The sequence below is a fragment of the Mycobacterium sp. ITM-2016-00316 genome, assembly GCF_002968335.2.
Classification (GTDB): Bacteria; Actinomycetota; Actinomycetes; order Mycobacteriales; family Mycobacteriaceae; genus Mycobacterium.
This window is the reverse complement of the sequence record NZ_CP134398.1, coordinates 605,153-630,605: the sequence shown is the minus strand read 5'-3', so window position 1 is coordinate 630,605 and position 25,453 is coordinate 605,153. Positions and strand designations below refer to the sequence as shown.

Genomic DNA, 25,453 nt, shown 5'->3' with positions numbered 1-25,453 from the left:
TTCAATCCGTCAGTGATTCAGTCCGATCCGGTCATGCAGCCGGGCCAATGGCTTGGGCGCCCACCAGTTCCAGCGCCCCATCAACTGCATGAACGCCGGTACCAGGACCATTCGCACCAGCGTGGCGTCCATCAACACCGCCAATGTCAGCCCCAGACCGAACATCCGCATGAAAGACACATTTGCCGCAATCAGTGCGGCAAACGAGATCGACATCACAAGTGCGGCAGCGGTAACCACGCGACCGGTACGTGCCAGCCCGAGCGCCACGCTCTCCCCGACATCGGCCGAGGTGCGCCCCGAGGCCAGCCAGTACTCGCGGATCCGGGCGAGCAGGAACACCTCGTAGTCCATCGACAACCCAAAGGCGATACAGAACAGCAGCACCGGGATGTTGGCGACCAGTGTGCCGGTGGGCGTGGTGCCCAGCGCGCCGAGGTGCCCGTCCTGGAAGATCCACACCATCGCACCGAAAGTGGCAGTCAGCGACAAGATGTTCAGCACAACCGCTTTCAGTGGGAGCACCACACTGCCGGTGAGCAGGAACAGCAGACAGAACGTGATGGCCGCGATCAGCCCGAGCACCAGCGGCAGCTTCGCGCCGATCGCGTCCACACTGTCCCGATCGGTCTGGGCGACCCCGCCCAGCAACACCTGACGGCCGGCCGGGCCGGTCACCTCGTGCAACCGGTCCAGCTGCGCCGCCGAGGCGTCGGAGAACAACGGCGCCGAACTGGACACCCGCAGGAACATGCTGCCGTCGCGTTCCACCGGGGGTGAGACCGCCGAAACCTCGGGCACTGCGGACAATTCAGCCGTATAGCGGTCCAGGTCGGTGCGTGTCAGCCCGGTCGAATCGGGGATGACGACGCTGATATCGGTCGCCGAGTTGTGTGCGAAATCCTGTCTGAGACGGTCGCCGACCTGATGCGCCGACGCGCCGGCCGGCAGCACCCGGTCATCGGGGAAACCCCATTTGACCCCGGTGAACGGCAGCCCCAGCAAAACCAGCAACACCACCACCGCCAGGCCGATCGAGGCGGCGCGGCGCAGCACGAACTTGGTTGAGCGGTACCAGAACTGTGCCTCGACGGGTTTGGGCTCCCGCGCGCGCCGGCCCTTGACCCGGTCACCGAGCAGCACGACGGCCGCCGGGGTGAGCACCAACGCAGCGATCGCCGCGAACACCACGGTCGCCACCCCGGCGTAGGCGAAAGACTTCAGGAAGTACATCGGGAACAGCACCAGCGTGGACATCGGCAACGCCACCGTCGTCGCCGAGAACACCACGGTGCGCCCCGCCGTCACCATCATCCGCATCAGGGCGTCCTCGGGGGCGGCTCCGTCGGCCAGTTCGTCGCGGTAGCGGCTGATCATCAGCAACGTGTAATCGATGGCCAGCGCCAGCCCCATTGCCATGCAGAGATTCAGGGCGAACACCGACACATCGGTGGCCATCGTGATCAGCCGCAGCACCGCCAGCGAACCGAGGATCGCCATCACACCGACCACCACCGGCACCGCGGCGGCGAGCAGCCCACCGAACACCCACACCAGAACCAGGAAGCTGAACGGGATGGCGATCGACTCCATCACCAGCAGGTCGCGCTGTGACTGCTCGGTGATCTGGGTGTTCACCATGGCCAGGCCACCGGCCTGCACGCGCACCCCGTCCCGGTCGTGGACCAGGCTGTCGACGAGCTCCTTGGCGTGGTTCTGGGCGTACTTCTCGCCCCCGGTGATACCGGCGACGATCAGTCCCGCGGTGCCGTCCCGGGTGAGCAGTTCCGCGGCGGCGGGTTGCGGCACGGTCCACGGCGAACTCACCTCGGCCACATGCTCGGAGTCCCGCAACGCCGACACGATCTCGGTCCCCACCCGGCGGGCCTCGGGACTCATGGCGCCCGACGGGTCCGACACGACGATCAGCAACTGCATGTCGCCCTGGTCGAACCTGCCGGTCAGCAGTTCGGCCGCCTGGCTGGATTCCGCGCCGGGATCCTGGAATCCGCCGGCGGTCAGCTTCTGGGTGACCGGCACACCGAAGATCGCCGCCGCGACCGCGGCCAGTGCGGCGACGGCGAGGATCCGTCGGGGCGCAGCCAGGGCAAGACGGGCGAGGCGTTCCAGAACGCCGGGTTTTTCCACCGGCTCATGGTGCCCGATGGCTACCCCTCCTGGGTCTCCACGTGGGCGCGGATGCGGCCCTTCTCGTCGAGCCAGCCCTTGGACTCGGCGTAGGAGACCATGCCCGCCAGCTTCTGCTGCCAGTCGGGGTCGCCGGTGCGCCCGGCGAGTGCAGTCAGGTCAGCGGGATCCACCCAGGAGTGCGATGCGGTGACCACCACGACCTTGAAGGAGGTGAAATCCTCGGGTTCGACGACCTCGATCAGCGGCGGGGTGGTGCGGGGATCGATGCGCAGATACATGTGTCCTCATCCTTGGCGGTGTCGGCGGTCCCGGGCCGGGACACCGTTGACGCCCTCGATCGAATGCGCATAGGTGCCAATGGCGAAGGCCAGCGCCGGTCCGGTGATCGACAGCGCGCGGTGGTCGACGTTCTCGATGTCGTCGCGGGCGGTGCCGTGATTGGGGTCGAAGGCGGCCCCGGCGCGCCCACCCCAGAGCCGGGCCTGCACGGCGCTCTTCTGCTGGTTCGATCCGGTGGTCAGGCCACCGATCGGCACGCCCGCGGTAAGGAACGGGCCGTAGTCGCCGGCGTTGTCGAGCGGGATGTCGGCGGGCCGGACACCGGCAAGGTTGAGGTAGCCGGCCAGGGTGCGCTCGATCCCGGCCGAACCCTCGGGAGCCTCGTTGGCCGCGGCGGACTGGTCACCGTCATAGGTGAAGAAACCGGCGTTCTGCGAGCCGAGCATGTCCGCATCCAGGTAGACGGCGATGTCGTCGAGCTGGCCCGCGTCCAGGCCGGAGACGTATTTGCCTGCCGCGCCCAGACTCTCGGACCCCCAGAAGGCGAATCGGACGGCGTTGCCATCCGCGGGTGTCGGCCCCAGCGCGGCGGCGATGCTCAGCAACGCCGCCACCCCGGTGCCGTTGTCGTTGATCCCGGGGCTGCGGGGCGCGCTGTCCAGGTTGGCGCCGGCCATCACCACATTGGTGGTGTCGCCGGTGGTGGTCTGGGCGATGACATTGCGTGATGTCGCCACGGAGGCCTGCGCGTCGAGGGTCAGCCGGACCGGCGCGGTGGTGCGGCGCAACGCGGCGTCGGTGGTGCGGTCGATGACGGCGACCGGCAGCGTGAGCTTCTGGTAGTAGCCGGGCTCGAACAGCCCCTTGGTACCGCCGGCGCTCACCACCAACAGGCCGACCGCGCCCTTGGCGACGGCCGCGTTCTGTTTGACGACCACCGAACACCCGGTGTCGTCGACGATCGCCAGCGCACCGCGCACGTCGCCGTAGTCCGCGGCGGCGCACCCGGCGGCTTTGCGGGGCCGCAGGGACGGGCCGCTGACTCCGCCGCGCGGGGTCCCCGCGAGTGGGGATGCCTGCGTGACGGGGTAGCTGCGGCCGCCGATCTGCAGGGTCGGCTTTCCCGGGTCGCCCATCTTGAGCCATTCGAATTCCGGTGTGCTGACCTCGAATCCGCCGTCACGCAGCACACCGGCGACATAGTCGACGGTGGCCTCGTACCCGGGTGTGCCGACCGCCCGGTTGCCCCGGTTCGCTCCGGCGATACCGTTGAGTTCCTCGAGGTGGCCGAAGATGGCATCGGCGGTCACCTTGCCCGCGAGGTCGCGGGCCGGGTCGGCGGGCGCGGGTGGCGGTGCCGTCGAACACGATGCCAGCATCAGCGCAGCGGTCACGACCACCAGCGCTTGTCTCATGAGGCCGACTGTGCGTGCCGGGTACGGTCCTCGCGCACCGGAACTCCGTTGCGGCCGCCGATGTCCTGCGCGTAGAGCGCCGTCGAGTAGCCGACTCCGCGGCCCAGGATCTCAAGGGCGGTGCGGTCGATGTGCTCGAGGGTGTCGGTCGCCTTGTGATAGTTGGGATCGAACGGCTGGTCGGCGTTTCCGCCCCAGCGCTCGGCCTGCTCGGCGGTCATGTTCCCGTCGGCGCCGGAGAACAGTCCACCGGAAGGGATGCCGGCCTGGGTGAAGGCATCGTAATCGGAGCGCCCGTCGAAGCTGGTGTCCTCTGCGGGCTTACCCGCGCCGTCGAGGTACCCGACCAGCAGGCGTTCGATCCCGGCGGAGCCCTCCGGAACCCGGGGGACGCTCCCGTCGGCCGCCGGTGGTGCGGACTGGTTTCCGTCATAGGTGAAGTAGCCCGGATTCGGCGAACCCACCATGTCGAAGTTCAGGTAGAGCGCGATGTCCTTGAGTGCCTCGGCATCCAGCCTGCCGACGTAGTCCGCCGAGCCCAGTAGGCCGAGTTCCTCGGCGCCCCAGAACCCGAAGCGAACCGCGTTCTGGACATCCGGCGAGCTACCCATCTGCAGCGCGGTCTCCAACACCGCGGCCACACCCGAGCCGTTGTCGTTGATCCCCGGCCCCTCGGGCACGCTGTCCAGGTGGGCACCCACCATGACGACGTTCTCGGTGGATCCGGTCGTGGTCTGGGCGATCACGTTGCTGGTCTTCTCGACATTGACACCGGCCGTGAGTTTCACGGTGGCCTCGCCGGGGTTGGCGCGCAACCGGGCGCCCTCGGCCTCGGTGATCGCCAGGACCGGGATCTTGACCGTGGTCCTGCTGCCGAGGGTGCCGCCGAACTCCTCGACGGGGCGGTCCTCGTTGTCGGCGATGAGCAGTGCGACCGCTCCCCGTTTGGCGGCGATGCCGGCCTTCTCGCCGAACTGACAGGTCCCGCGGTCCACCAGCACCACTGCCCCCTGTACCGGCAGGCCCTCGTAGTCGGCGTCGGCGCAGCCCGGGCTGTCGTCGGCGGGCGCGGCGACCAGCGGGCCGGACACACCCTGCGGACCGGTGCCGACTGTGAAGGACATGCCCTTGGCGCCGACCTTGCTGCCCGCCACCGTCACATCCGGTTCCTCGGCGAACGGCAGTCGCACCTCGAACTCTTCGGTCTTCGCGTCGAAACCCTTGTCCCGCAGCAGGTTCACCACGTAGTCGACGCTGGCCTGATAGCCGGGGGTGCCCATCGCCCGGTTACCGTCGTGCTGGTCGGCGATCTCCTGCAGTCGGGTCAGGTGCCCCATCATGGCGTCGGTACTGAGGCTCTGGCCGATCTCGTCGGCGTATGCCGTCGCGTCCACCCGCGACGCCGACGGTGCATCCTTGCCGCAGCCGCTGACACCCACGGCGAGGGTGGCCACCGACAGCATGGCCACCAGGGACCGTGACGTGAACTGCATGAGCCCCACGGTAGCCGACTCAGGGATCGCGCCGGGCGACGACGGCGACAGCCGTGGCGAACACCGCTGCCGCCACCGCGGCGAAGTAGACGGCCGAGCCCAGCGGACCCCACCACATTGAAAAGGTCTGCAACCACGGAATTTCGGTGAATGCGTTGGCATTAGCGAATGGCAGCAGCGGGCCCACTCTGCCTCCGACACCCGGGATGGCCCCGAGCAGCGGTTCCAGCACGAACGGCAGCAGCAGCAGGATCGCGATCACCGCGGCGCTGTGGCGTACGCACGCGCCGAGACCCACCGCCAGCAGCGCGGCCAGCACGGCATACAACGTCACCGCCCCGACGGTGCGCCACGGTGCCCAGGCGGTGAGCGCCAGCTGCGCGCCCTGGCGCTCGTCGAGCATCGCCCGCACCAGCAGCAGCGAACCCAGCGACATAACGGCGGCGAGCACCCCGGAGAACACCATGGTGACAACGGCTTTCGCGACCAGCACCCGGGATCGGCGTGGCGTCGCCATGAACGTCGTGCGGATCATCCCGGTCCGGTACTCCCCGGTCACGGTCAGCGCGGACAGGATCATCAGCACCGGGACGCCGAACATCGCCACCCCGAGCACCGCCCGGTCCGGGCCCACCACGCTGTAGGGCAGCGCCGCCGCAGCCTGGACGGCGGCCAAGGCCAGGCTGATCCCGACCACGGTGAGCGCCAGCCACAGGGGCGAGCGGGTGCTGGTGAGTTTGATGCGTTCGGCGGTGATCGTCATGGCTGCCCGCCACCCGCCCGGTACTGCACGGCCCCGTCGGTGAGATTCATATAGGCCTCCTCCAGGGACGCGGCCTGCGCGGCCAGTTCGTGCAGCACGATGCCGTGTGCCGCGGCCAGTTCACCGACCTGTTCGGTGCTGCTGCCGTCGACCAGCAGCGCCGCACCGTCACGACGGGCTCCCGGCAACAGGGCGGCCAGCCGGTCGATCTGCGGGCTGCGCACCCGGACCGTGTCCGCCTGATTCAGGAATTCGGACATGGTGGTGGCGGTGATCAACCGGCCACGCCCGATCACCAGCACCCGGTCGGCGGTGTTGGCCATTTCGGCCAGCAGATGGCTGGACACGAACACGGTCCGGCCCTCGGCGGCCAGGCCCCGCATCAGTGTCCGGATCCAGCGGATGCCTTCGGGATCCAGCCCGTTGACCGGTTCGTCGAACAACAGCACCTGCGGGTCGCCGAGAAGGGCAGCCGCGATACCGAGGCGCTGCAGCATGCCCAGCGAGAACGCGCCGGCCTGTTTGCCGGCCACCTCGGTCAGACCGACCTCGGCGAGCACCTCGTCGACCCTGCGCACCGGAATCCGGTTGGTCGCCGCGATCCACCGCAGGTGCGATCGCGCGGTGCGGTTCGGATGCACCTGCCGGGCATCCAGCAGTGCGCCGACGGTGCGCAGCGGGTGCTTGTGTTCGTGGTAGGGCCGGCCGGCGACGGTGACGGTGCCGGCACTGGGCCGGTCCAGCCCGACGATCATCCGCATCGTGGTCGACTTGCCCGCACCGTTGGGCCCGAGGAAACCGGTCACCACACCGGGCTCGATGGTGCAGGTCAACTCGTCGACAGCCCTGACCGAGGCGAAAGTTTTTGTCAGACCGGTCAGTTCGATCACGATTGGAACTCTCCCACGACCAGGTCGGCCACCGCACGCATGCCCTCGGCGTTGGGGTGCAGCGGCGCGGTGTGGCCGGGGATCGGCACCGGGAATCTGCTCGGCAGGTTCGTCCAGGGCTGCGCCGACCACGGGTGGTGGTCCCGGCTGGCCTGCGCGGCCCGGACCAGCTCGCAGCCGGTGGCCTCCGCAGCAGCACCCGTCAGCCGTTCCAGCTCCGCGGCGACCATCCGTCCCCGCGCGGTATCGGTGGCCGACAGCGGGCGCGCGGCGCCCTGTGGCGGTAGCAGCGTCAGATAGTCGACGAACATCACCCGGGCCTGTGGGCAGCGATGCCGGATGACCCGGCCGACCTCGATGAGTTCGTCGGCCACCGCGGCCAGCGCCCGCTCGCGCGCGCCGGCATTCCGCATACCGCGCAGCGGCGGCAGCCACCGCAACGGCGCGGGCAGTGCCGCCGCGCACAGCATCGGCACGTAGCCGACGTCGTTACCGCCGATGGTGACCGTGACCAGCGCCTCGGACCCGTCGAGCGCATCGACCTGCGGAGGTTCGCCGTGCTGGCGTTCGGTCAGGATGTTGGCGGTGGTGGCGCCGGAATAGGTCACGTCGACCAGTTCCAGGTCCAGGCGTTGCGCGACGAGGTGCGGATAGTTGCGCTGCGAACGCATCGCCAGCAGCGGCGACCCGGGCGCCGTTGGCGGGATGCCGGGCCCGGCCGCCATCGACGAGCCCAGCGCCACGTATCGGGTCACAGGATGGCGGGGCTCGATGCCTGCGCCCAGAAACGCTTCGGGATCCGCCCGGCGTGCCGGGCCAGATGTCCTGCGGTGACGGCGGCCGCCATCGCGGCGGCCATCGCGGCCGGATCGGCGGCGCGGGTCACCGCGGTGGCCAGCAGCACGGCGTCGCAGCCCAATTCCATCGCCAGCGCGGCGTCACTGGCGGTACCGATGCCCGCGTCCAGGATCACCGGGACGTTCGCCGCGTCGACGATCATCTCGATATGGTGCGGGTTCGCGATGCCCAGGCCGGTGCCGATGGGTGAGCCCAGCGGCATGACGGCCGCGCAGCCGGTGTCCTCGAGGCGTCGAGCCAGCACCGGATCGTCGTTCGTGTAGGGCAGCACGATGAAGCCGTCATCCACCAGTTGTTCTGCGGCCCTGACCAACTCGATCGCATCGGGCAGCAGGGTGCGCTCGTCGGCGATCACCTCCAGCTTCACCCATTCGGTGCCCAGCGCCTCACGGCCCAGCTGGGCGGTGAGCACCGCCTCGGCCGCGCCGCGGCAGCCGGCCGTGTTCGGCAGCGGGGTGATCCCCAGCCTGTTGAGCAGATCCAGGACGCCGGTACCGGATTCGGCATCGACACGGCGCATGGCGACGGTGGTCAGTTCGGTGCCCGAGGCGATCAGCGCCTCCTCGAGCACGGCCAGGTTCGCCGCACCACCGGTGCCCATGATCAGCCGGGAGCCGAACTCCCGGCCCGCGATCGTGAGTGCCTCAGCCACCCTGCACCGCCGTCACCACTTCCACCCGGGCGCCGCCGGCCAGCGCGGTGTGCCACGACGACCTGGGCAGCACCTCCCAGTCCACCGCCACCGCGATACCTTTCTCCGGAAAACCCAACTGGTTCACCAATTCCTCGACCGTGGTGCCGTCGGGCACATCGGCTTCCTCCCCGTTGACCAGCAAGATCATGTCGCCCCTCTGCCTGCTACAAGTTCCGTGGCAATCCGCTCGGCCGTCCACGGCGCCAGCAGAAAACCGTTGCGTCCGTGGCCGGTGGCGGCCAGCGTGCACTCGTCGAGCCTACCGACCAGCGGCAACCCGTCCGGTGTCATCGGGCGCAATCCGGCCGCGCACTCGGCGAGTTCGTACTCGCCCAGCGCGGGCATCACCGCGCAGGCATCGTCGAGCAGATCCCGCACACCGCGGACCACCGGAGCGGTGTCGCGGCCGTGCTCGTACTGGGTGGCGCCCACCACCACCCCGTCGCCGCGCGGCACCAGGTATACCGCCCTGCCGTGCACGCGGGCCCGAACGACGCGTTGCGGCAACGGCATACAGCCCTTGCGCCAGCGCAGCCGCAGCACCTCGCCCTTGACCGGGTGCACCGCCAGACCCGGCCACAGGGTGGGCGCGTCGATCCCGTTGGCGATCACCCGCTGATCGGCGTCCACTGCGGCCAGCTCGTCGACCGGCGGCGCCCACTGCACACCGAGCTCCGCACAGGCCCGCTCCAGGGCCGCGACCAATGCCCGATTGTCCACGGCCAGTTCGGTATCGGCGACAAAGCCGTGCCGGATGCCCTGGGCCAGCAGCGGTTCGACATCACGGGCGGCCGTCGTCACCGTGACCGGGTGCCCCTGCCCGGACAACCAGTCGGCCACCGTCTTGAGGTCCGCGACATCGGCCCGGTCGACCGCCACCACCAGCGATTCGTGGGCGGTCACCACCTCGGGGGGCAGCCCGTCCAGGAACCCGGCATGCCAGAGCTTGAGGGATTCGAGGCCGATCGCCAGCTGCGCGTCCTCCCCCGGCCAGCCCTCGCTGTGCGGGGCCAGCATGCCGCCGGCCACCCAGGAAGCGCCGCGCGCCTCGGTCCGGTGCACGCGCACCGACCAGCCGTCCTGCGCGGCGCGCCGAGCCACCGACAGACCGATGACACCGCCGCCGATCACGGCAAGAGATCCAGCCATCATGTCCTCTCCCTTCGCCGGCATGACCCGGATCAGGTACGACGGTCAGGGCCGGTCGCGCGCCCACTCTCAGTCCCCGGTCCCGGGACTCCCGTGTTCAGCTGTCAGGATACTCGGGTGTCCGATCGCCTCGAACGCCTCACGACCGCGTCGCTGTACCTGTGCACGGATGCCCGGCGCGAACGCGGTGACCTGGCCGAGTTCGCGGACGCGGCGCTGGCCGGCGGGGTGGACATCATCCAGCTGCGGGACAAGGGCTCGGCGGGCGAGCAGCGGTTCGGTCCGCTGGAGGCCCGCCAGGAACTCGACGCGCTGGCGGTGCTCGCCGATGCGGCCCGCCGCCACGGCGCGCTGTTCGCGGTCAACGACCGCGCCGATATCGCGCGGGCGGCCGTGGCCGATGTGTTGCACCTCGGCCAGGACGATCTGCCGTTGGACATCGCGCGCGACGTCATCGGGCCCGCACCGGTGATCGGGCGCTCCACCCACGATGCCGGTCAGGTCGCCGCCGCGATCGACGAGGCGGTGGACTACTTCTGCGTCGGACCGTGCTGGCCCACCCCGACCAAACCGGGGCGCAGCGCGCCGGGGCTGGATCTGATCCGGCAGGTGGCCGCGTTGACCCCGGCAAAACCGTGGTTCGCGATCGGCGGGATCGACGAGCAGCGGCTGCCCGAGGTCTTGGAAGCCGGCGCTCGCCGCGTTGTCGTGGTGCGCGCCATCACCGCGGCCGAGGATCCGCAGGCGGCGGCCCTGGCGCTCAAGAAATCAATGGGATCTCAGCGGTAACCGTGCGCAGCCGTTCCCAGCTGGCGGCGAAACCGGGATGCAGCGGCAGCTGTGCCACCTCGTGTTCGGGCACCCAGCGCAGCTCGGAACTCTCCCGGTTCGGGGTGGTGTGCAGCTGCTCGGCGGCATCGGCGATGACGGTGGTGTAGGTCCAGCCCGGCACCTCGTGGGTGACGACGCAGACCCGCACCGTCATCTGAGCGGCCTGGACCCCGGCCTCCTCGAACGCCTCCCGGACCGCCGCCTCTTCGACGGACTCGTGGCTGTCGCGGGCTCCACCGGGTAACGCCCAGGTGCCGCCCTGGTGGCTCCACGGGGCTCGATGCTGCAACAGCACGGCAAAGGTACCGTCGGGACCGGGTGCGCGCAGCAGTAGTCCGGCCGCCCCGTGACGTCCCCAGAAGTGGCCGCCACCGTCCGATACCACCCAACCGTCACCGTCACCGTGCACGACATCAGAATAGGGGCACGTGAATTCCCACACGTCACTCCAATGTCTCTTAGACTTCTTAGAAACACCGAGGAGGTCGGCTAACACGTGAGCGTGGAGTTGGCGCACCCGTCGACCGAACCGCTGGCTTCACGTTCGCCGACCAACCCCGTGCACCCGCGCTGGTGGTTTCTCTGGACCACGCCCGGGCGCATCCTGACCATCGGCGTGGTGCTGTCCGCCCTCGTCATCGCGTGCGCGTTCGCGACCTCGACGACGATCAACGATCGCCAGGAAGCGCTCACCACGGTGCTCGACCACAGCGAACCGCTGGCCTTCGCCGCCGGTCAGCTGTACACGACGCTGTCGGTCGCCGACGCGGCCGCCGCGACCGCCTTCATCGCAGGCGCCGAGCCGCAGGACGTTCGGCAGCGCTATGAACAGGCCATCACCGATGCCTCGGTGGCCGTCACCCGCGCCTCTGCCGGGCTGACCACCGAACCCATGATCGAACTGCTGGGCCGGGTCAACGCCGAGTTGGCCGTCTATACCGGCCTGGTCGAAACCGCCAGGACCAACAACCGCGCGGGCAATCCGGTGGGCTCCTCCTACCTGTCCGAAGCGTCGGCCCTGATGCAGTCCAAGATCCTGCCCGACGCACAGCGGCTCTACGAGTCGACCTCGGCACGGGTGGACGCCGAGACGACAGCCTCCACCCGCATCCCCGCGCCGGTCATCCTGGTGGTGCTCGCCACCGTCATGTTCGGGTTGTTCGCCAACAGGTGGCTGACCAAGCGGACCCGCCGACGGGTCAACATCGGTTTCGTGGCGGGCGGACTGGCCGTGCTGATTATGGTGGTGTGGGTGGGCACCGCACTCGTCATCTCCACCTCCGACAGTCGCAGCGCCAAAAACACTGCGGCACAGTCGCTCAAGACGGTGACCACGATGGCCATCACCGCGCAGCAGGCACGTGCCGACGAGACCCTGGCGTTGGTACGCCGCGGCGACGAGGACGTTCGCAAGCAGTCCTACTACCAGCGCATCGACAGCATGCAGCAGCAGCTGAACACGTTCTTGAACGCCAACAACGACATCGACAAACAAGATCTGGCCGACGCCGGAGATCTGCTGCGCAAGTGGCGCGCCTCCAACGACCGGATCAACGCCTACATCTCGGTCGGCGACTACCAGGCCGCCACCCAGGTGGCATTGGGAACCGGCGAGGACAACTCCACCCCGGCCTTCGCCAGTCTGGACGCCGCGCTGGCCAAGGCCATCGAGGAGAGCCGCGGCCAGTTGCGCTCCGATATCGTCAACGCCCGCCGGGTGCTGTCGGGGGCGACGGTCGGCGCCGCGGCGCTCAGCGTGATCGCGGCCTTCGCCGTGGCGCTCGGGCTGTGGCCGCGACTCAGCGAGTACCGCTAGTGAAGAAACTCCTGGGCGTTCTGATCACCGCAGCGGTGCTGACCGGCTGCCAGCAGGCCTCCACGGTCGACCCGATTCCCGCGGTGACACTGGCCCCGCCCACGCCGGCCGGGATGGAGGAGTCCCCGCCGGAGACGAGTCCGCCCGCGTTGCCGGACAACGACGACTGCGACCGGACCGCGAGCCTGCGCCCCTTCCCCAACCGCGCCCAGGCCGATGACGCGGTGGAGAACATCCGCAACCGGGGCCGGTTGATCGTCGGGCTCGACATCGGCAGCAACCTGTTTTCCTTCCGCGATCCCATCACCGGTGAGATCACCGGGTTCGACGTCGACATCGCCGGCGAGGTGGCCCGCGACATCTTCGGCACCCCCTCTCAGGTGGAGTACCGCATCCTGTCCTCGGCGGACCGGATCGAGGCGCTGGAGAACAATCAGGTCGACATCGTGGTGAAGACCATGAGCATCACCTGCGAACGCCGCGAGCAGGTCGACTTCTCCACCGAGTACCTGTCGGCGAACCAGCGCATCCTGGCCCCGCGCGACTCGCCGATCCGGCAGGCCAGCGACCTGTCCGGCAAGCGGGTGTGCGCGGTGAAGGGCACCACTTCCCGCACGCGCGTCCAGCAGATCCAGCCGCCGGTGAACCTGGTGGACGTGGTGACATGGGCGGACTGCCTGGTGGCGCTGCAGCAACGGCAGGTCGACGCGGTCAGCACCGACGACTCGATCCTCGCCGGCCTGGTGAGCCAGGATCCCTACCTGCACATCGTCGGCCCCAGCATGAACCAGGAGCCCTACGGGATCGGCGTCAACAAGGACAACCCCGGCCTGGTCCGCTTCGTCAACGGCACATTGGAACGCATTCGCCGCGACGGCACCTGGAATACGCTGTACCGCAAGTGGTTGACGGTGCTCGGGCCCACTCCGGCGCCCCCGGTGGCGAGGTATTCCGACTGATGAGCCGCTGCTGATGAACGACGACGACCCCGGCACCCAGCCCGCCGCGCTGTCCGACCTCGAAGACTATGAGGAGGATTCGATCGCGACGATTCGCCCCATGGCCACCCAGGCCGTGTACCGGCCCGACTTCGACGACACCGACCGCGCGTCCACGGTGTCCACCGAACCGTCCGAGGGCATGACGTCGCTGACCCGGCCGCGCTCGCCCATCCGCCGTCTCGGTGGCGGCCTGGTCGAGGTGCCCCGTGTCTACGAGCGCGACCCGCTGACGGCGCTGATGACCAATCCGGTGGTGGCCGAGGCGAAACGGTTCTGCTGGAACTGCAACCGGCCGGTCGGGCGCGCCACAAAGGACGGGCCGGCCCGGTCCGAAGGGGTGTGCCCGCGCTGCGGCAGCCCGTTCTCGTTCCTGCCGCAACTCAGTCCCGGCGACATGGTCGCCGACCAGTACCGGATCAAGGGCTGTATCGCGCACGGCGGTCTCGGCTGGGTGTATCTGGCCTTCGACACCAACGTGAACGGACGGCCGGTCGTGCTCAAGGGCCTGGTGCATTCCGGCGACGCCGAGGCGCAGACCGCCGCCATGGCCGAGCGGCAGTTCCTCGCCGAGGTGACCCATCCGTCGATCGTGAAGATCTTCAACTTCGTCGAGCATGCCGACAAACACGGTGAGCCGGTCGGCTATATCGTGATGGAGTACGTCGGCGGCACCTCGCTCAAACAGCCCAAGGACGCCAAACTGCCGGTGGCGCAGGCGATCGCCTACATGATGGAGATCCTGCCCGCGCTGGGATACCTGCACTCCCTCGGCCTGGTCTACAACGACCTGAAGCCCGAGAACATCATGATCACCGCCGAGCAGCTCAAGCTCATCGACCTCGGTGCGGTGTCGCGGATCAACTCGTTCGGATACCTCTACGGCACACCGGGTTACCAGGCACCGGAGATCGTGCGTACCGGGCCAACGGTCCAGACCGACATCTACACCGTGGGGCGCACGCTGGCCGCGCTCACCCTGAAGCTGCGTACCCGCAAGGGCCGCTATGTGGACGGCCTGCCCGAAGACGACCCGGTGCTGGCCAAATACGACTCGTTCGCCCGGTTGCTGCGCCGGGCGATCGACCCGGATCCGCATCGCCGCTTCGCCAGTGCCGACGAGATGTCCAGCCAGTTGCTGGGCGTGCTGCGCGAGGTCGTCGCCCAGGACACCGGGGTGGCCCGGTCGGGCCTGTCCACCGTCTTCAGCCCGCCGCGATCCACCTTCGGCGTCGACCTGCTGGTCGCGCACACCGATGTATACCTGGACGGTCAGGTGCACTCGGAGAAGCTCACCGCGCCGGAGATCGTGAAGGCGCTACAGGTTCCGCTGGTCGACCCGGCCGATGTCGGCGCCCCCATCCTGTCCGCCACCGTGCTCAGTCAGCCTGTGCAGACCCTCGATTCACTGCGGGCGGCGCGGCACGGCACGCTGGACTCCGAGGGTATCGATCTGTCCGAATCGGTGGAGCTGCCGCTGATGGAGGCGCGGGCGCTGCTGGACCTCGGCGATGTCGCCAAGGCGACCCGCAAGCTCGACGACCTGTACGAGCGGGTCGGCTGGCGCTGGCGGCTGGTCTGGTTCCGCGGCGTGGCAGCCCTGCTGACCGCCGACTATGACACCGCCACAAAGTATTTCACCGAGGTGCTGGACACGCTACCCGGCGAGTTGGCGCCCAAACTGGCGCTGGCGGCCACGGCCGAGCTGGCGGGTAGCTCCGATGAGCGCCGGTTCTACCAGACGGTGTGGCGCACCGACAACGGCGTCATATCGGCGGGATTCGGGTTGGCCCGGGCCCAGTCCGCGGAGGGTGAGCGCGATGACGCCGTCCGCACCCTCGACCAGGTTCCGCCCACCTCAAGGCATTTCACCGTCGCACGGCTCACCAGCTCGGTGACGCTGCTGTCCGGACGATCCATCAGCGAGGTGTCCGAACAGCAGATCCGCAGTGCCGCAAGGCGTGTGGAGGCGCTTCCGGAGAGCGAGCCGCGGGTGCTGCAGATCCGGGCGCTGGTTCTGGGCACCGCGATGGACTGGCTGGCCGACAACACCGCCAGCACCAATCACATTCTCGGGTTCCCGTTCACCCAGCACGGCCTGCAGCTCGGCGTGGAGGCAGCACTGCGCGGGCTGGCACGGGTCGCCCCGACACAGGAGCACCGCTACGCGCTGGTCGATCTGGCCAACAGCGTGCGGCCCACGAGCACGTTCTGACTCCCCGGATCGCTCCGCTCCAGCCCGCCGTACCTATCCCAGCACCTCCACGCACGCCCGGGCGATGGCCAGCTCTTCATCGGTCGGGATGACCAGCACCGTGACCGGCGATGTTTCCATCGAGATACGCCGCGCAACCCGCTCGGGTGCATCGTTGAGCCGTCCGTCGATCTCGATGCCGAGGCTGGTCAGGCCCGACAGCGCATCGCGACGCACCGCGGCATCGTTCTCCCCCACCCCGGCGGTGAAGGTGATGACATCTGTGTTACCGAGCAGAGCCAGGTAGGCGCCGATGTACTTGCGCAGCCGGTGGATGTAGACCTCGTAGGCCAATTGCGCTGCCTCATCGCCGGTTTCGATCCGCTTGTGCAGCGCCCGGAAGTCGATCTCGCCACCGAGCCCGAACACACCGGACCGTCGGTTGAGCATGGTCTCGATGTCCTCGACACTCATCTTCGCCGTGCGCCACAGGTAGGTGATGACGCCGGGATCGATATCCCCGGACCGGGTGCCCATCACCAGCCCCTCCATCGGGGTCATTCCCATCGAGGTGTCGATGGGACGCCCGCCGGCGATAGCCGACGCCGAGGCACCGTTGCCCAGGTGCAGCACGATCTGGTTCAGCGATTCCAGCGGCACATCCAGGAACTCCGCGGCCTGCTCGCTGACATAGCGGTGGGAGGTGCCGTGGAATCCGTAACGGCGAATGTTCCAGGTGTCGGCGACATCCCGGTCGATGGCGTACTCGGCGGCCGCCGGCGGCAGGTCGTGGAAGAAGGCGGTATCGAAGACCGCGACGTGCGGCAGGTCGGGCAGCACCTTGCGGGCTTCCTTGATCCCGAGCACGGCCGGCGGGTTGTGCAACGGGGCCAGCGGCGACAGTTCTTCGATGTCCGCGATGGTCTGGTCGTCGATCAGGGTGGGCCGGTACAGCGTGTTCCCGCCGTGCACGACGCGGTGCCCGACGGCGAGCAGGCCGTCCAGGCTGGGCAACGCCGCGAACACCGCAGTCAGCGCCTGCCGGTAATCGGTCACCCGCTCTATCACGCCACTGACCACTGACGTACCCGATTCGGGTTCCAGCAGATCGTATTTCACCGACGACGAGCCGCTGTTGAGCACCAGCACCGTGGTCACTGCCGGGCCGCCTGGATCGCGGTGATCGCCACCGTGTTCACGATATCCTCCACCAGGGCACCCCGGGAGAGATCATTGACCGGCTTGTTCAGGCCCTGCAGCACCGGCCCAATCGCGATGGCTCCGGCGCTGCGCTGGACCGCCTTGTAGGTGTTGTTGCCGGTGTTGAGGTCCGGGAAGATCAACACCGTGGCACGTCCGGCCACCTCCGATTCCGGCATCTTGGTCTTCGCGGTGGACGGATCCACCGCAGCGTCATACTGAATCGGCCCCTCCACCAAGAGTTCCGGGGCGCGCTGGCGCACCAGTTCGGTTGCCGCCCTGACCTTGTCGACATCGGCACCGGTACCGGAGGTGCCCGTCGAGTAGGACAGCATGGCGACCCTGGGGTCGATACCGAACTGCGCGGCGGTGCGCGCGGAGGAGATGGCGATATCGGCGAGTTGTTCGGAGGTCGGGTCGGGCACGATCGCGCAGTCGCCGTAGGCGAGCACCCGGTCCTCCAGGCACATCAGGAAGATGCTGGATACCGTGTTGACCCCGGGCAGCGTCTTGATGATCTCGAAGGCCGGGCGGACGGTGTGCGCCGTGGTGTGCCTGGCACCGGACACCATGCCGTCGACCATGTCGTTGTGCACCAGCATGGTGCCGAAATAGGAGACGTCGGAAATGGTTTCGCGGGCCTGATCAACGGTCACGCCCTTGTGGCTGCGCAGCTGGGCGTATTGCTCGGCGAACTGGTCACACAGTTCACTTGTACGCGGGTCGAGCACGACGGCCGCCGACAGGTCCACACCGATTTCGGCGGCCCGCGCGCGGACCGACTTCTCCTCACCCAGGATGGTCAGGTCGGCCACGCGGTGCGCGAGCAGACGCCCGGCTGCGCGCAGGATCCGGTCGTCATCACCTTCGGGCAGCACGATGCGCTGGACGTCGGCGCGGGCCTGGTCGATCAGCTGGTAGGTGAACATCTGCGGTGTGGTCACGGTGGGGATCGGGATCGACAGTGTGTCAATGAGATCCGCGGTATCGACATGCTGCTCCATCAGGGCGAGCGCGGTGTCGACCTTGCGTTGTGAATCCACCGTGACCCGTCCGCGGGCGGAGGCGACCGCACGTGCCGTGTCATAGGTGCCCAGTTCGGTGCTGATGATCGGCAGCCGGGCTCCCAGGCCCGACACCAGTCGGGCGACTTCCGGGTGCAGCGGCAGGCCACCGTTGAGGATGACGCAGGACAGCGACGGAAACCCCGCTGCGGCATGGGCACCCATCACCGCCATCACCACATCGGAACGGTCTCCGGGGGTGATGACCGCCATCCCGTCCCGCAGCCTTTCCAGCACATGCTCGGCGGTCATCCCCGCCACCAGGACGCTCATCGCCTCTCGGATCAGCGAATGCTCGTCACCGCCGGTGAGTTCGCCGTGCACCGCCGTGCGTAGCTCTGCCACCGAGGGCGCCACCAGCAGGGGTTCCTCGGGCAGGACGTAGCTCTTCGGGCCGAGCGCGCACAGCGCCTCGGCCACCGCGCCCAACTGTTCGGGATCGCAGCGGTTCGCCACCACCGCGGCGGTGTGCGCGTGCTGGGCCGCCAGTTCGACCAGGCACACCTCGACGACCTGGGCGACCTCGGCGGGGGTGCGGTCCTTGGCCTTCACCGCGAGCACCACGGGCGCGCCGAGGTTCACCGCTATCCGGGCGTTCATGCTCAGTTCGCTCGGCGCCGCCACATCGGTGTAGTCGCTGCCGACGATGAGTACCGCATCGGAGCGCTCGGCAACCCGGTGGAAACGGTCGACGATCTCGGCGATGGCCGCCTCGGGGTTCTCGTGCAGCTGCTGGTAGCTGACGCCGGCGCACTCGTCATAGGTGAGTCCGGCGGTCGCCCGCGACAGCAGCAGTTCCAGGATGTAGTCGCGTTCGCCCTCGGAGTCACCCTGCTCCAACCGGGTGATGGGCCTGAACACCGCAACCCTGGCGACGGTGGCGGCCAGCTTGTGCAGAATGCCCAGTGCGATGGTGGATTTTCCGGTGTCCCCCTCGGGGGACGCTATGTAGATGGCCGAAGCAGCATGCGCGGTCACTCGGCCAAGCTTGCCAGCACCTCACCGAGTTCGGCAACGAAGCGGTCGACGTCGGACATCGAGAACACCATCGGCGGCCTGATCTTGAGGACATTGCCGTCCCCGCCACACACCGATATCAGCACCCGGCGTTCACGCATGGCGTTGACGATCCACCGAGCGGTCGCCCGATCGGGCAGCCCGGCATCATCGATCACCTCCACCCCGAGGTACAGCCCGGCACCGCGCACCTGCCCGATGCGGGGGTGATCGGCGGCCAGCCGGGCCACCTCGGCACGCAGGTCAGCGCCCACGGTGGCGGCATTGGCGATCAGCCGTTCCCGTTCGATGACGTCGAGCACGGCGGCCGCGGCAGCCATCGAGACCGGGTTGCCCCCGAAGGTGTTGAAGTACGGCACCCCGGTGGCGAAGCCGGCCAGCACGTCCCCTCGCGCGGCCATGGCTGCCACCGGTAGCCCGTTGGCCATCGGCTTGCCCATGGTCACCAGATCGGGCACCACACCATGGCGGGTGAATCCCCACATTCCCGCACCGGTGCGCCCGAATCCGGGTTGCACCTCATCGGCGATCAACACGCCACCGGCGGCCCGGACCGCCGCGACCGCCGGCGCCAGCACCAACGGATCGGGATAGATGCCATCGGAGGAGAAGATGGTGTCGACGATCAGCGCGCTCACCCCGAAGCCGCTGTCCTGCAGATCGGTGATCGCGGCGGCGATTTCGGCCCGCTCCAGCTGCGGTGACACCGTGCGGACATGGCGTCCCAGGCTGGTGCGTCCCCCGATCGAGGGCGAGATTGCTGTCACCGCTTCGGTATTGCCGTGATACGCCTCGTGGGTGACGATCACCCCGGTGGCGCCGGTGTGCATGGCGGCCACGCGCAACGCAAGATCGTTGACCTCCGAACCGGTGCACGCGTACATCACTTGGTACGAGCCGGATTGCTCAACATCCGGGAAGGTGGCCAGCAGCCGCTGCGAGTAGTCGACGATGCCATCGTGCAGGTACCGGGTATGGGTGTTGAGGGTACTCAACTGCCGTGTCACCGAATCGATCACGTGGGGATGGCAGTGCCCCACGCTGGCGACGTTGTTGTACGCATCCAGGTAATCGTTGCCGTCGGCATCGAACAACGTGGTGCCGAACCCGCGCACCAGATGCACCGGCTTGTCGTAGAACAGCCGGTACGCCGGTCCCAGGACCCGGTCACGGGCAACTATCAGGGGGTCGTCGCGCTGACCACCCTGATAGCTGTTGGAATCCATGATGTTGGAGAAAGGCATGATTCCCGTCAGCGCTCGTGGGCTTCTTCCAGCACGGTACGGCCCAGTTCGCCATACCGCTGTGGATCTTTGAACTTCAGGAACACCGCGAGCAGCACACCGCCGATGCCGACGACACCGACGACCCACGGGATGGCGGCGAAGACCCAGTCGGTGGCCGCCGAGCCCGCCGCGAACGAGGCGTTCTTGGCCAGCAGGTAGACCACGTACATCATTCCGAGCCCGCCCAGCAGCGGCGCCAGGAAGGTGGTGAACCAGTTCGCTGTCTCCGGATGACGTTTCTGCACATGGAAGTACGCGATCACCGAGAACGCGGCCAGCGCCTGGACGATCATGATCGCCGTGGTGCCCAGCAGTGCCATCAGACCGTAGAGACCGGTGTAGGGGTCACGGTGGGTGAACTCGAAGAAGATCACGACCAGGAAGGCGAACCCGGTCTGCACGAAGCCCGCAATATGCGGTGAGCCGTGCACCCGGTGGGTGGCACCGATGGTCTTGCGCATCCCGGGGATGACGTCTTCGCGGCCCAGGGCGTACAGGTAGCGTGCGGCGCAGTTGTGGAATGCCAGGCCGCAGGCGAAGGATCCGGTCATCAACAGGATCTTGAACAGGTCGACCGCCCACTGCCCGAGGTTGTCATGCACCGGGTTGAAGAAGATGTTTCCCGCGGTGGCCGAATCCTGGGCCAGCGCAATGGCATTCTCGGGTCCGGTGCCGACGATCGCCAGCCAGGACACCACCACGTAGAACGCACCGATGCCGATCACCGAGCTGATCACGGCGATGGGGATGATCTTCTTGGGGTTGCGCGACTCCTCGCCGTACATGGCGCTGGACTCGAAACCGACCCAGGACCAGAACGCGAAGAACAGCCCGACGCCCGCGGATCCGACGACGGCCATCGTGGAGCCGTCGGCGCCCTCGACCACACCGGAGAGGCTCTGAAACCCGTTGAGCGGGTTCAGCGATCCCCAGGACCAGCCCTGGGGCCCACCGCCGGTGAACAACACCGACAGCGCCATCGCGGCCAGCATCACGATCTCGGTGACCAGGAATACCCCGAGCACCTTGGCGGCCAGATTGATGTCGAAATAGGTGAGCAGGGCGTTGACGGCGAGCATCACCAGCGCGAACACCAGCCACGGCACCTCGACGCCGAACAGCGACGAGAACAGGTCGGTGCCGAAGAACGAGAAGATGCCGATCAGCGAGGCCTCGAACACCATGTACGCCAGCGCGGTCAGGAAACCGGCGCCCAGTCCGACGATGCGCCCGAGTCCGTGTGAGATGTACCCGTAGAAGGCACCCGTGGCGGTGATGTGCTTGCTCATCGCGGCGTATCCGATGGCGAACAGCGTCAGCACGATGGTGGCGACGAAGTAACCGGCGGGTGCGTTGGCGCCGTTGCCGAAGCCGACCGCGATCGGCACATTGCCGACCATCGCGGTGATGGGGGCGGCGGTGGCGACCGCCATGAACAGCACACCCCACAGCCCGACCGCATTCGGCTTGAGACGTTGGATGGGGTTGGCACCCGCGGGGGCCGGTGGATCGATGATCTCGCTCATTGCATCCCAATCTGAGGGCATATCCCAGACCGGTATTTGGTCTGGTTTCGAAGTGCCGCCGGCCCCGATGCCGATGACGTAAGACGACGTCGGCAATTGTTACCTCGCTCAGATTCGTTGGTCAACTGGAGTTTTAAGCTGGCAATTAGCTGTGTTTCGGCAATGTTTCGAACATGAGAGTATTGCAACGCCGCCGTTAAAAACCTCGATTTGGTCTGCTTTGGCCCGACAATTGGCTCACACTGGTCGCCATGCCGGGATTGCCTGCCGACCACGCGCGCTTCGCCAGGGCGGCACTGTCCGCCTATGGCCGCGACCTCGACACCCCCCTGCGGCTGCTGAGCCTGTCGGAGAACGCCACCTACCGGGTGTGCGATGACGACCCGATCGTGCTGCGCGTGCACCGGCCCGGCTATCACTCCCTGGACGGCATCCGCTCCGAACTCGCCTGGATGGCCGCACTGCGCCGCGACACCGTGGTCAAGACCCCCGAGCTGGTCCGCTCGAGCTCCGGCCTCGATGTGGTCACCGCGTCGGTGGACGGCCGCGAGTTGCATGTCGACGCCGTCACCCTGGTCCAGGGATGTACCGCCGAGGAGGTTCCGCACGCGGTCGGTTTCGCCGAGCTGGGTGAGCTGACCGCGATCATGCACGAGCATGTCCTGGACTGGGCGGCCCCGGCCGACTTCACGCGCTTCCGCTGGGATCTCGATGACATCCTCGGCCCCGGTGCCCGCTGGGGTGACTGGCGAGAGGCCCCCGGCCTGGCCGACACGGACCGGGCCGCCATCATGCGGGCGACACATCACATCACCGAGCAGTTGTCCGAGTTCGGCACCGGGGCAGACAGATTCGGTCTGATTCACGCCGACCTACGGCTGTCGAACCTGATGGTCGATCCGGCCGCACCAGCGGCGGGGATCACGGTGATCGACTTCGACGATTCCGGCTGGGGATGGAATCTGGCCGACCTGGGTGCGGTCGTGTCCTGGATCGAGGACACCCCGGAGGCCGAACGCATCGTGGCCGAGTGGCTGCGCGGCTACCTGAAGGTGCGCACGCTGCCCGAGCAGCACCTGGCACTCATCCCGACCTTCGTGATGCTGCGCCGGATCCAGCTCACGGCGTGGATCGCCTCGCACGCCGACGCCGATGCCGCCAAGGCCATCGGTCCCGGATACGCCGTCGGTACCGCGCGCCTGTCGGAGCGCTATCTCGCCGATCACACCTGGTTACGTTGAGGAGGAACATGTTCGACCTGCAGTCCCGCTCGGTCCTGGTGACCGGCGGTAGCAAGGGAATAGGTCGCGGCATCGCCACGGTCTTCGCCCGCGCCGGTGCGAATGTCGCGATCGCGGCACGGACGGCCGCCGGCCTCGACGACGCCGTGGCCGCGCTCGACGAACTGGGTGGCGGCACGGTCATCGGGATACGCGTCGACGTGAGCGACCGGCAATCCTGCACGGAGATGGCGGCCGCAGCCGTCGAGGCCTTCGGCGGGCTGGATGTGTTGTGCGCCAACGCCGGCATCTTTCCCGATGCGCCGTTGGCCACCATGACCCCCGAGCAGCTCAACGAGATCATGGGCATCAACGTCAACGGCACGTTCTACGCGGTGCAGGCCTGCCTGGACGCGCTGATCGCATCCGGCACCGGTCGGGTCATCCTGACGTCGTCGATCACCGGCCCGATCACCGGTTACCCCGGCTGGTCGCACTACGGCGCCACCAAAGCCGCACAGCTCGGCTTCATGCGGACAGCCGCAATCGAGCTGGCGCCCAAGGGAATCACCGTCAACGCCGTCCTGCCCGGCAACATCCTCACCGAGGGTCTGCTGGAGAACGGCGAGGACTACATCGCCAGCATGGCGCGGTCGATCCCGGCCGGCGCCCTGGGCACCCCGGAGGATATCGGTCATCTCGCGGCGTTCCTGGCCACCACCGAGGCCGCCTACATCACCGGCCAGGCGATCGCCGTCGACGGTGGCCAGGTGCTACCCGAGTCCCTGGACGCGATCATCACCTGATCATGGAGGAAACACCGGGGGGTGCGGTCGCCGAGGATGTGCGCCGGCGGATTCTGTCCATGCTGTCCAGCGGTGCGCTGCGCCCGGGTTCGCGGCTGGGCACCGAGCGGGAGATGGCCGAACAGTTCGCCGTATCCCGCGCGACGCTGCGCAGCGCACTGTTGCCACTGAGCCAGGCCGGGGTGCTGGAACGGCGCACCGGTCGCGCGGGGGGCACCTTCATCCGCGCAGATGTGGTGCAGCGCAACGCCGCCGAGCAGGCGGGCCTGCCCGCGCGGCTGCACAGCGGAGGCCACACCAGCGATACCAAAGTGCTCGCCACCGACAGCAGACCGGCCACCCTTGCCGAGTCGGTCGCCCTGGAGATTCCGCAGGACACCCAGGTCTTCGTCATCCGCAGACTGCGCTACGCGGACGGGGTGCCCCTGTCGGTCGACCTGGCTTGTTTCGTCGCCGCGCATGCCGCCGACCTGCTGGAACAGCCGCTCGGCGGATCGCTGTACGAGCTCTTGCGGCAGCGGTACGGACTGCAGCCCGCCTGCACCACTGAAACCATCGAGGTGGTCAGCGCCAGCCCGCGGGAAGCCAAATGGCTGCAGATCGCGCACCGCAAGCCGCTGCTGGCCATCACCCGGGTGACGCGGGACAGCGCCGGGCGCCCGTTCGAGTTCGCCTACGACCTGTTCCGCGCCGACCGGGTCCGGTTGACCGCCAGCAGCAATATCGCCGGTGTCAGCCCAGTTTCCGCAACCGTGGTTCCAGATCCCGCTTGAACAGCTCCAGGAAGCGGCGCTGGTCATGCCCGGGGGCGTGGAACACCAAATGGTTGAGGCCGTAGCCCACGTACTCGGCGACCTTGGCCACTGCTTCGTCGGGATCGGAGGCGACGATCCAGCGCTTGGCGACCTGCTCGATGGGCAGCGCGTCGGCGGCCTTCTCCATCTCGATCGGGTCGTCGATCGAGTGCTTCTGCTCGGCGGTCAGCGACAACGGCGCCCAGAACCGGGTGTTCTCCAGCGCGAGCTCCGGATCGGTGTCGTAGGAGATCTTGATCTCGATCATCCGGTCGACATCGTCTGGGTTCTTGCCCGCGGCCTCGGCACCCTCCCGCATGGCCGGGATGAGCTTCTCCTTGTAGAGCTCCTCCCCCTTGCCGGAGGTGCAGATGAACCCGTCACCGGCCCGGCCGGCGTACTTGGCGACCTGCGGCCCGCCTGCGGCGATGTAGATCGGGATGCCACCCTCGGGCACGTCGTAGATCGAGGCACCCTTGGTCTTGTAGTACTCACCCTCGAAGTCCACGCGGTCACCGAGCCACAGCTCCCGCATCAGCCGCACCGATTCGCGCAGCCGCGCGTAGCGCTCCTTGAATTCCGGCCACTCCCCCTCGTACCCGGTGGCGATCTCGTTGAGCGCCTCACCGGTGCCCACACCCAGGAAGATCCGGTCCGGGTACAGACAGCCCATGGTGGCGAACGCCTGCGCGATCACGGCCGGGTTGTAGCGGAACGTCGGGGTCAGCACCGAGGTGCCCAGGATCAGGCGCTCGGTGCGCTCGCCGACGGCGGTCATCCAGGCCAACGAGAACGGCGCATGCCCGCCCTCATGGCGCCACGGCTGGAAATGATCACTGACGGTCGCACTGTCCATACCGTGCGCCTCGGCCTCCACGGCCAGTTCGACGAGCTCACGCGGGGCGAACTGTTCCGCCGACGCCTTGTATCCCAGTTTGAGTTCAGCCACGGTTCCTTTTTACTCCGTCTCGATTTCCCCTGTCGCTTCGCTCCCGCACTCCGCCGATAG

General features: G+C 68.0%; 23 protein-coding genes and 1 riboswitch. Of the genes, 7 read left to right on the top strand and 16 right to left on the bottom strand.

Going from position 1 to position 25,453, the window contains the following annotated elements:
• Window positions 1-9 precede the first annotated feature (9 nt).
• From C6A86_RS02950 to thiO, 10 genes are all read right to left on the bottom strand, one after another.
• The gene (locus tag C6A86_RS02950) at window positions 10-2,148 is read right to left on the bottom strand and encodes an MMPL family transporter (protein ID WP_105364547.1); all 2,139 of its coding nucleotides are present in this window, start codon (window positions 2,146-2,148) and stop codon (window positions 10-12) included.
• A gap of 20 nt (window positions 2,149-2,168) precedes the next feature.
• A complete protein-coding gene (locus C6A86_RS02945) occupies window positions 2,169-2,429 on the bottom strand; it encodes a hypothetical protein (protein WP_105364548.1) in 261 nt (86 codons plus the stop codon).
• 6 nt (window positions 2,430-2,435) lie between these two features.
• Window positions 2,436-3,845 (bottom strand): M28 family peptidase, encoded by a 1,410-nt coding sequence (locus C6A86_RS02940; RefSeq protein WP_105364549.1) that lies wholly within the window; start codon window positions 3,843-3,845, stop codon window positions 2,436-2,438.
• On the bottom strand, window positions 3,842-5,338 hold the full coding sequence (locus tag C6A86_RS02935) for a M28 family metallopeptidase (RefSeq protein WP_105364550.1): 1,497 nt from the start codon (window positions 5,336-5,338) through the stop codon (window positions 3,842-3,844). The genes C6A86_RS02940 and C6A86_RS02935 overlap by 4 nt, the downstream gene beginning before the upstream one ends.
• A 19-nt stretch (window positions 5,339-5,357) precedes the next feature.
• Window positions 5,358-6,101, bottom strand: coding sequence for an ABC transporter permease (locus tag C6A86_RS02930; RefSeq protein WP_105364551.1), 744 nt, complete (start codon window positions 6,099-6,101; stop codon window positions 5,358-5,360).
• Window positions 6,098-6,991 carry an ABC transporter ATP-binding protein gene (locus C6A86_RS02925; protein ID WP_105364552.1) on the bottom strand — a complete coding sequence of 298 codons (894 nt, stop codon included), beginning with the start codon at window positions 6,989-6,991 and terminating at the stop codon, window positions 6,098-6,100. Before C6A86_RS02925 ends, C6A86_RS02930 begins: the two co-directional genes overlap by 4 nt.
• Window positions 6,988-7,746, bottom strand: a complete 759-nt coding sequence (locus tag C6A86_RS02920) for an SGNH/GDSL hydrolase family protein (protein ID WP_199196291.1) — start codon at window positions 7,744-7,746, stop codon at window positions 6,988-6,990. Before C6A86_RS02920 ends, C6A86_RS02925 begins: the two co-directional genes overlap by 4 nt.
• Complete coding sequence (locus C6A86_RS02915) at window positions 7,743-8,450, bottom strand: thiazole synthase (RefSeq protein ID WP_396835250.1); 708 nt, start codon at window positions 8,448-8,450, stop codon at window positions 7,743-7,745. Before C6A86_RS02915 ends, C6A86_RS02920 begins: the two co-directional genes overlap by 4 nt.
• A 43-nt stretch (window positions 8,451-8,493) precedes the next feature.
• Window positions 8,494-8,691, bottom strand: a complete 198-nt coding sequence (gene thiS, locus C6A86_RS02910) for a sulfur carrier protein ThiS (RefSeq protein ID WP_105364554.1) — start codon at window positions 8,689-8,691, stop codon at window positions 8,494-8,496.
• Complete coding sequence (thiO, locus tag C6A86_RS02905; RefSeq protein WP_396834637.1) at window positions 8,688-9,716, bottom strand: glycine oxidase ThiO; 1,029 nt, start codon at window positions 9,714-9,716, stop codon at window positions 8,688-8,690. Before thiO ends, thiS begins: the two co-directional genes overlap by 4 nt.
• A riboswitch (TPP riboswitch) is annotated at window positions 9,683-9,797 on the bottom strand. It overlaps the preceding gene by 34 nt.
• Window positions 9,798-9,809: 12 nt before the next feature.
• On the opposite strand from thiO, the gene thiE reads away from it, so the two are divergent.
• Window positions 9,810-10,481, top strand: a complete 672-nt coding sequence (gene thiE, locus C6A86_RS02900; RefSeq protein ID WP_105364578.1) for a thiamine phosphate synthase — start codon at window positions 9,810-9,812, stop codon at window positions 10,479-10,481.
• Here thiE and C6A86_RS02895 read toward each other — a convergent pair.
• Window positions 10,453-10,932 (bottom strand): NUDIX hydrolase, encoded by a 480-nt coding sequence (locus C6A86_RS02895; RefSeq protein ID WP_105364555.1) that lies wholly within the window; start codon window positions 10,930-10,932, stop codon window positions 10,453-10,455. The two genes, thiE and C6A86_RS02895, sit on opposite strands and share 29 nt — an antisense overlap.
• Window positions 10,933-11,019: 87 nt before the next feature.
• On the opposite strand from C6A86_RS02895, the gene glnX reads away from it, so the two are divergent.
• The 3 genes from glnX to C6A86_RS02880 are packed head-to-tail and all read left to right on the top strand — an operon-like array spanning window position 11,020 to window position 15,552.
• A complete protein-coding gene (glnX, locus tag C6A86_RS02890; protein ID WP_105364556.1) occupies window positions 11,020-12,339 on the top strand; it encodes a protein kinase G-activating protein GlnX in 1,320 nt (439 codons plus the stop codon).
• Window positions 12,339-13,298, top strand: a complete 960-nt coding sequence (locus C6A86_RS02885) for a glutamate ABC transporter substrate-binding protein (RefSeq protein ID WP_105364557.1) — start codon at window positions 12,339-12,341, stop codon at window positions 13,296-13,298. Before glnX ends, C6A86_RS02885 begins: the two co-directional genes overlap by 1 nt.
• A gap of 13 nt (window positions 13,299-13,311) precedes the next feature.
• Window positions 13,312-15,552 carry a serine/threonine-protein kinase PknG gene (locus C6A86_RS02880; RefSeq protein ID WP_105364558.1) on the top strand — a complete coding sequence of 747 codons (2,241 nt, stop codon included), beginning with the start codon at window positions 13,312-13,314 and terminating at the stop codon, window positions 15,550-15,552.
• A 33-nt stretch (window positions 15,553-15,585) separates the two neighbouring features.
• Here the strand turns inward: C6A86_RS02880 and C6A86_RS02875 are convergent, their stop codons facing one another.
• From C6A86_RS02875 to C6A86_RS02860, 4 genes are read right to left on the bottom strand one after another with little or no spacing between them, the layout of a single operon-like run.
• Window positions 15,586-16,689 (bottom strand): acetate kinase, encoded by a 1,104-nt coding sequence (locus tag C6A86_RS02875; RefSeq protein ID WP_105364559.1) that lies wholly within the window; start codon window positions 16,687-16,689, stop codon window positions 15,586-15,588.
• Window positions 16,686-18,773, bottom strand: a complete 2,088-nt coding sequence (gene pta, locus C6A86_RS02870) for a phosphate acetyltransferase (RefSeq protein WP_105364560.1) — start codon at window positions 18,771-18,773, stop codon at window positions 16,686-16,688. The genes C6A86_RS02875 and pta overlap by 4 nt, the downstream gene beginning before the upstream one ends.
• Complete coding sequence (locus C6A86_RS02865; RefSeq protein ID WP_105364561.1) at window positions 18,770-20,056, bottom strand: aspartate aminotransferase family protein; 1,287 nt, start codon at window positions 20,054-20,056, stop codon at window positions 18,770-18,772. The genes pta and C6A86_RS02865 overlap by 4 nt, the downstream gene beginning before the upstream one ends.
• An 8-nt stretch (window positions 20,057-20,064) precedes the next feature.
• The gene (locus tag C6A86_RS02860) at window positions 20,065-21,624 is read right to left on the bottom strand and encodes an APC family permease (protein WP_105364562.1); all 1,560 of its coding nucleotides are present in this window, start codon (window positions 21,622-21,624) and stop codon (window positions 20,065-20,067) included.
• 251 nt (window positions 21,625-21,875) lie between these two features.
• Between C6A86_RS02860 and C6A86_RS02855 the strand changes: the two genes are divergently transcribed.
• The 3 genes from C6A86_RS02855 to C6A86_RS02845 are packed head-to-tail and all read left to right on the top strand — an operon-like array spanning window position 21,876 to window position 24,423.
• On the top strand, window positions 21,876-22,865 hold the full coding sequence (locus C6A86_RS02855; protein ID WP_105364563.1) for a phosphotransferase enzyme family protein: 990 nt from the start codon (window positions 21,876-21,878) through the stop codon (window positions 22,863-22,865).
• Between the two features lie 8 nt (window positions 22,866-22,873).
• Complete coding sequence (gene fabG / locus C6A86_RS02850; protein ID WP_105364564.1) at window positions 22,874-23,650, top strand: 3-oxoacyl-ACP reductase FabG; 777 nt, start codon at window positions 22,874-22,876, stop codon at window positions 23,648-23,650.
• 2 nt (window positions 23,651-23,652) lie between these two features.
• Window positions 23,653-24,423 (top strand): GntR family transcriptional regulator, encoded by a 771-nt coding sequence (locus tag C6A86_RS02845; RefSeq protein WP_105364565.1) that lies wholly within the window; start codon window positions 23,653-23,655, stop codon window positions 24,421-24,423.
• Here C6A86_RS02845 and fgd read toward each other — a convergent pair.
• Window positions 24,383-25,393, bottom strand: coding sequence for a glucose-6-phosphate dehydrogenase (coenzyme-F420) (gene fgd / locus C6A86_RS02840; protein ID WP_105364566.1), 1,011 nt, complete (start codon window positions 25,391-25,393; stop codon window positions 24,383-24,385). The genes C6A86_RS02845 and fgd overlap by 41 nt on opposite strands.
• Window positions 25,394-25,453: the final 60 nt, after the last annotated feature.

Excerpts from the sequence above, each read along its gene's own strand:
- C6A86_RS02945 (WP_105364548.1), bottom strand. The coding sequence starts at position 2,429 with ATGTATCTGCGCATCGATCCCCGCACCACCCCGCCGCTGATCGAGGTC.
- C6A86_RS02940 (WP_105364549.1), bottom strand. The coding sequence starts at position 3,845 with ATGAGACAAGCGCTGGTGGTCGTGACCGCTGCGCTGATGCTGGCATCG.
- C6A86_RS02935 (WP_105364550.1), bottom strand. The coding sequence starts at position 5,338 with ATGCAGTTCACGTCACGGTCCCTGGTGGCCATGCTGTCGGTGGCCACC.
- C6A86_RS02930 (WP_105364551.1), bottom strand. The coding sequence starts at position 6,101 with ATGACGATCACCGCCGAACGCATCAAACTCACCAGCACCCGCTCGCCC.
- C6A86_RS02915 (WP_396835250.1), bottom strand. The coding sequence starts at position 8,450 with ATGGGCACCGGTGGTGCGGCGAACCTGGCCGTGCTCGAGGAGGCGCTG.
- thiS (WP_105364554.1), bottom strand. The coding sequence starts at position 8,691 with ATGATCTTGCTGGTCAACGGGGAGGAAGCCGATGTGCCCGACGGCACC.
- thiO (WP_396834637.1), bottom strand. The coding sequence starts at position 9,716 with ATGCCGGCGAAGGGAGAGGACATGATGGCTGGATCTCTTGCCGTGATC.
- C6A86_RS02880 (WP_105364558.1), top strand. The coding sequence starts at position 13,312 with ATGAACGACGACGACCCCGGCACCCAGCCCGCCGCGCTGTCCGACCTC.
- C6A86_RS02865 (WP_105364561.1), bottom strand. The coding sequence starts at position 20,056 with ATGCCTTTCTCCAACATCATGGATTCCAACAGCTATCAGGGTGGTCAG.
- C6A86_RS02860 (WP_105364562.1), bottom strand. The coding sequence starts at position 21,624 with ATGAGCGAGATCATCGATCCACCGGCCCCCGCGGGTGCCAACCCCATC.
- C6A86_RS02855 (WP_105364563.1), top strand. The coding sequence starts at position 21,876 with ATGCCGGGATTGCCTGCCGACCACGCGCGCTTCGCCAGGGCGGCACTG.
- fabG (WP_105364564.1), top strand. The coding sequence starts at position 22,874 with ATGTTCGACCTGCAGTCCCGCTCGGTCCTGGTGACCGGCGGTAGCAAG.
- C6A86_RS02845 (WP_105364565.1), top strand. The coding sequence starts at position 23,653 with ATGGAGGAAACACCGGGGGGTGCGGTCGCCGAGGATGTGCGCCGGCGG.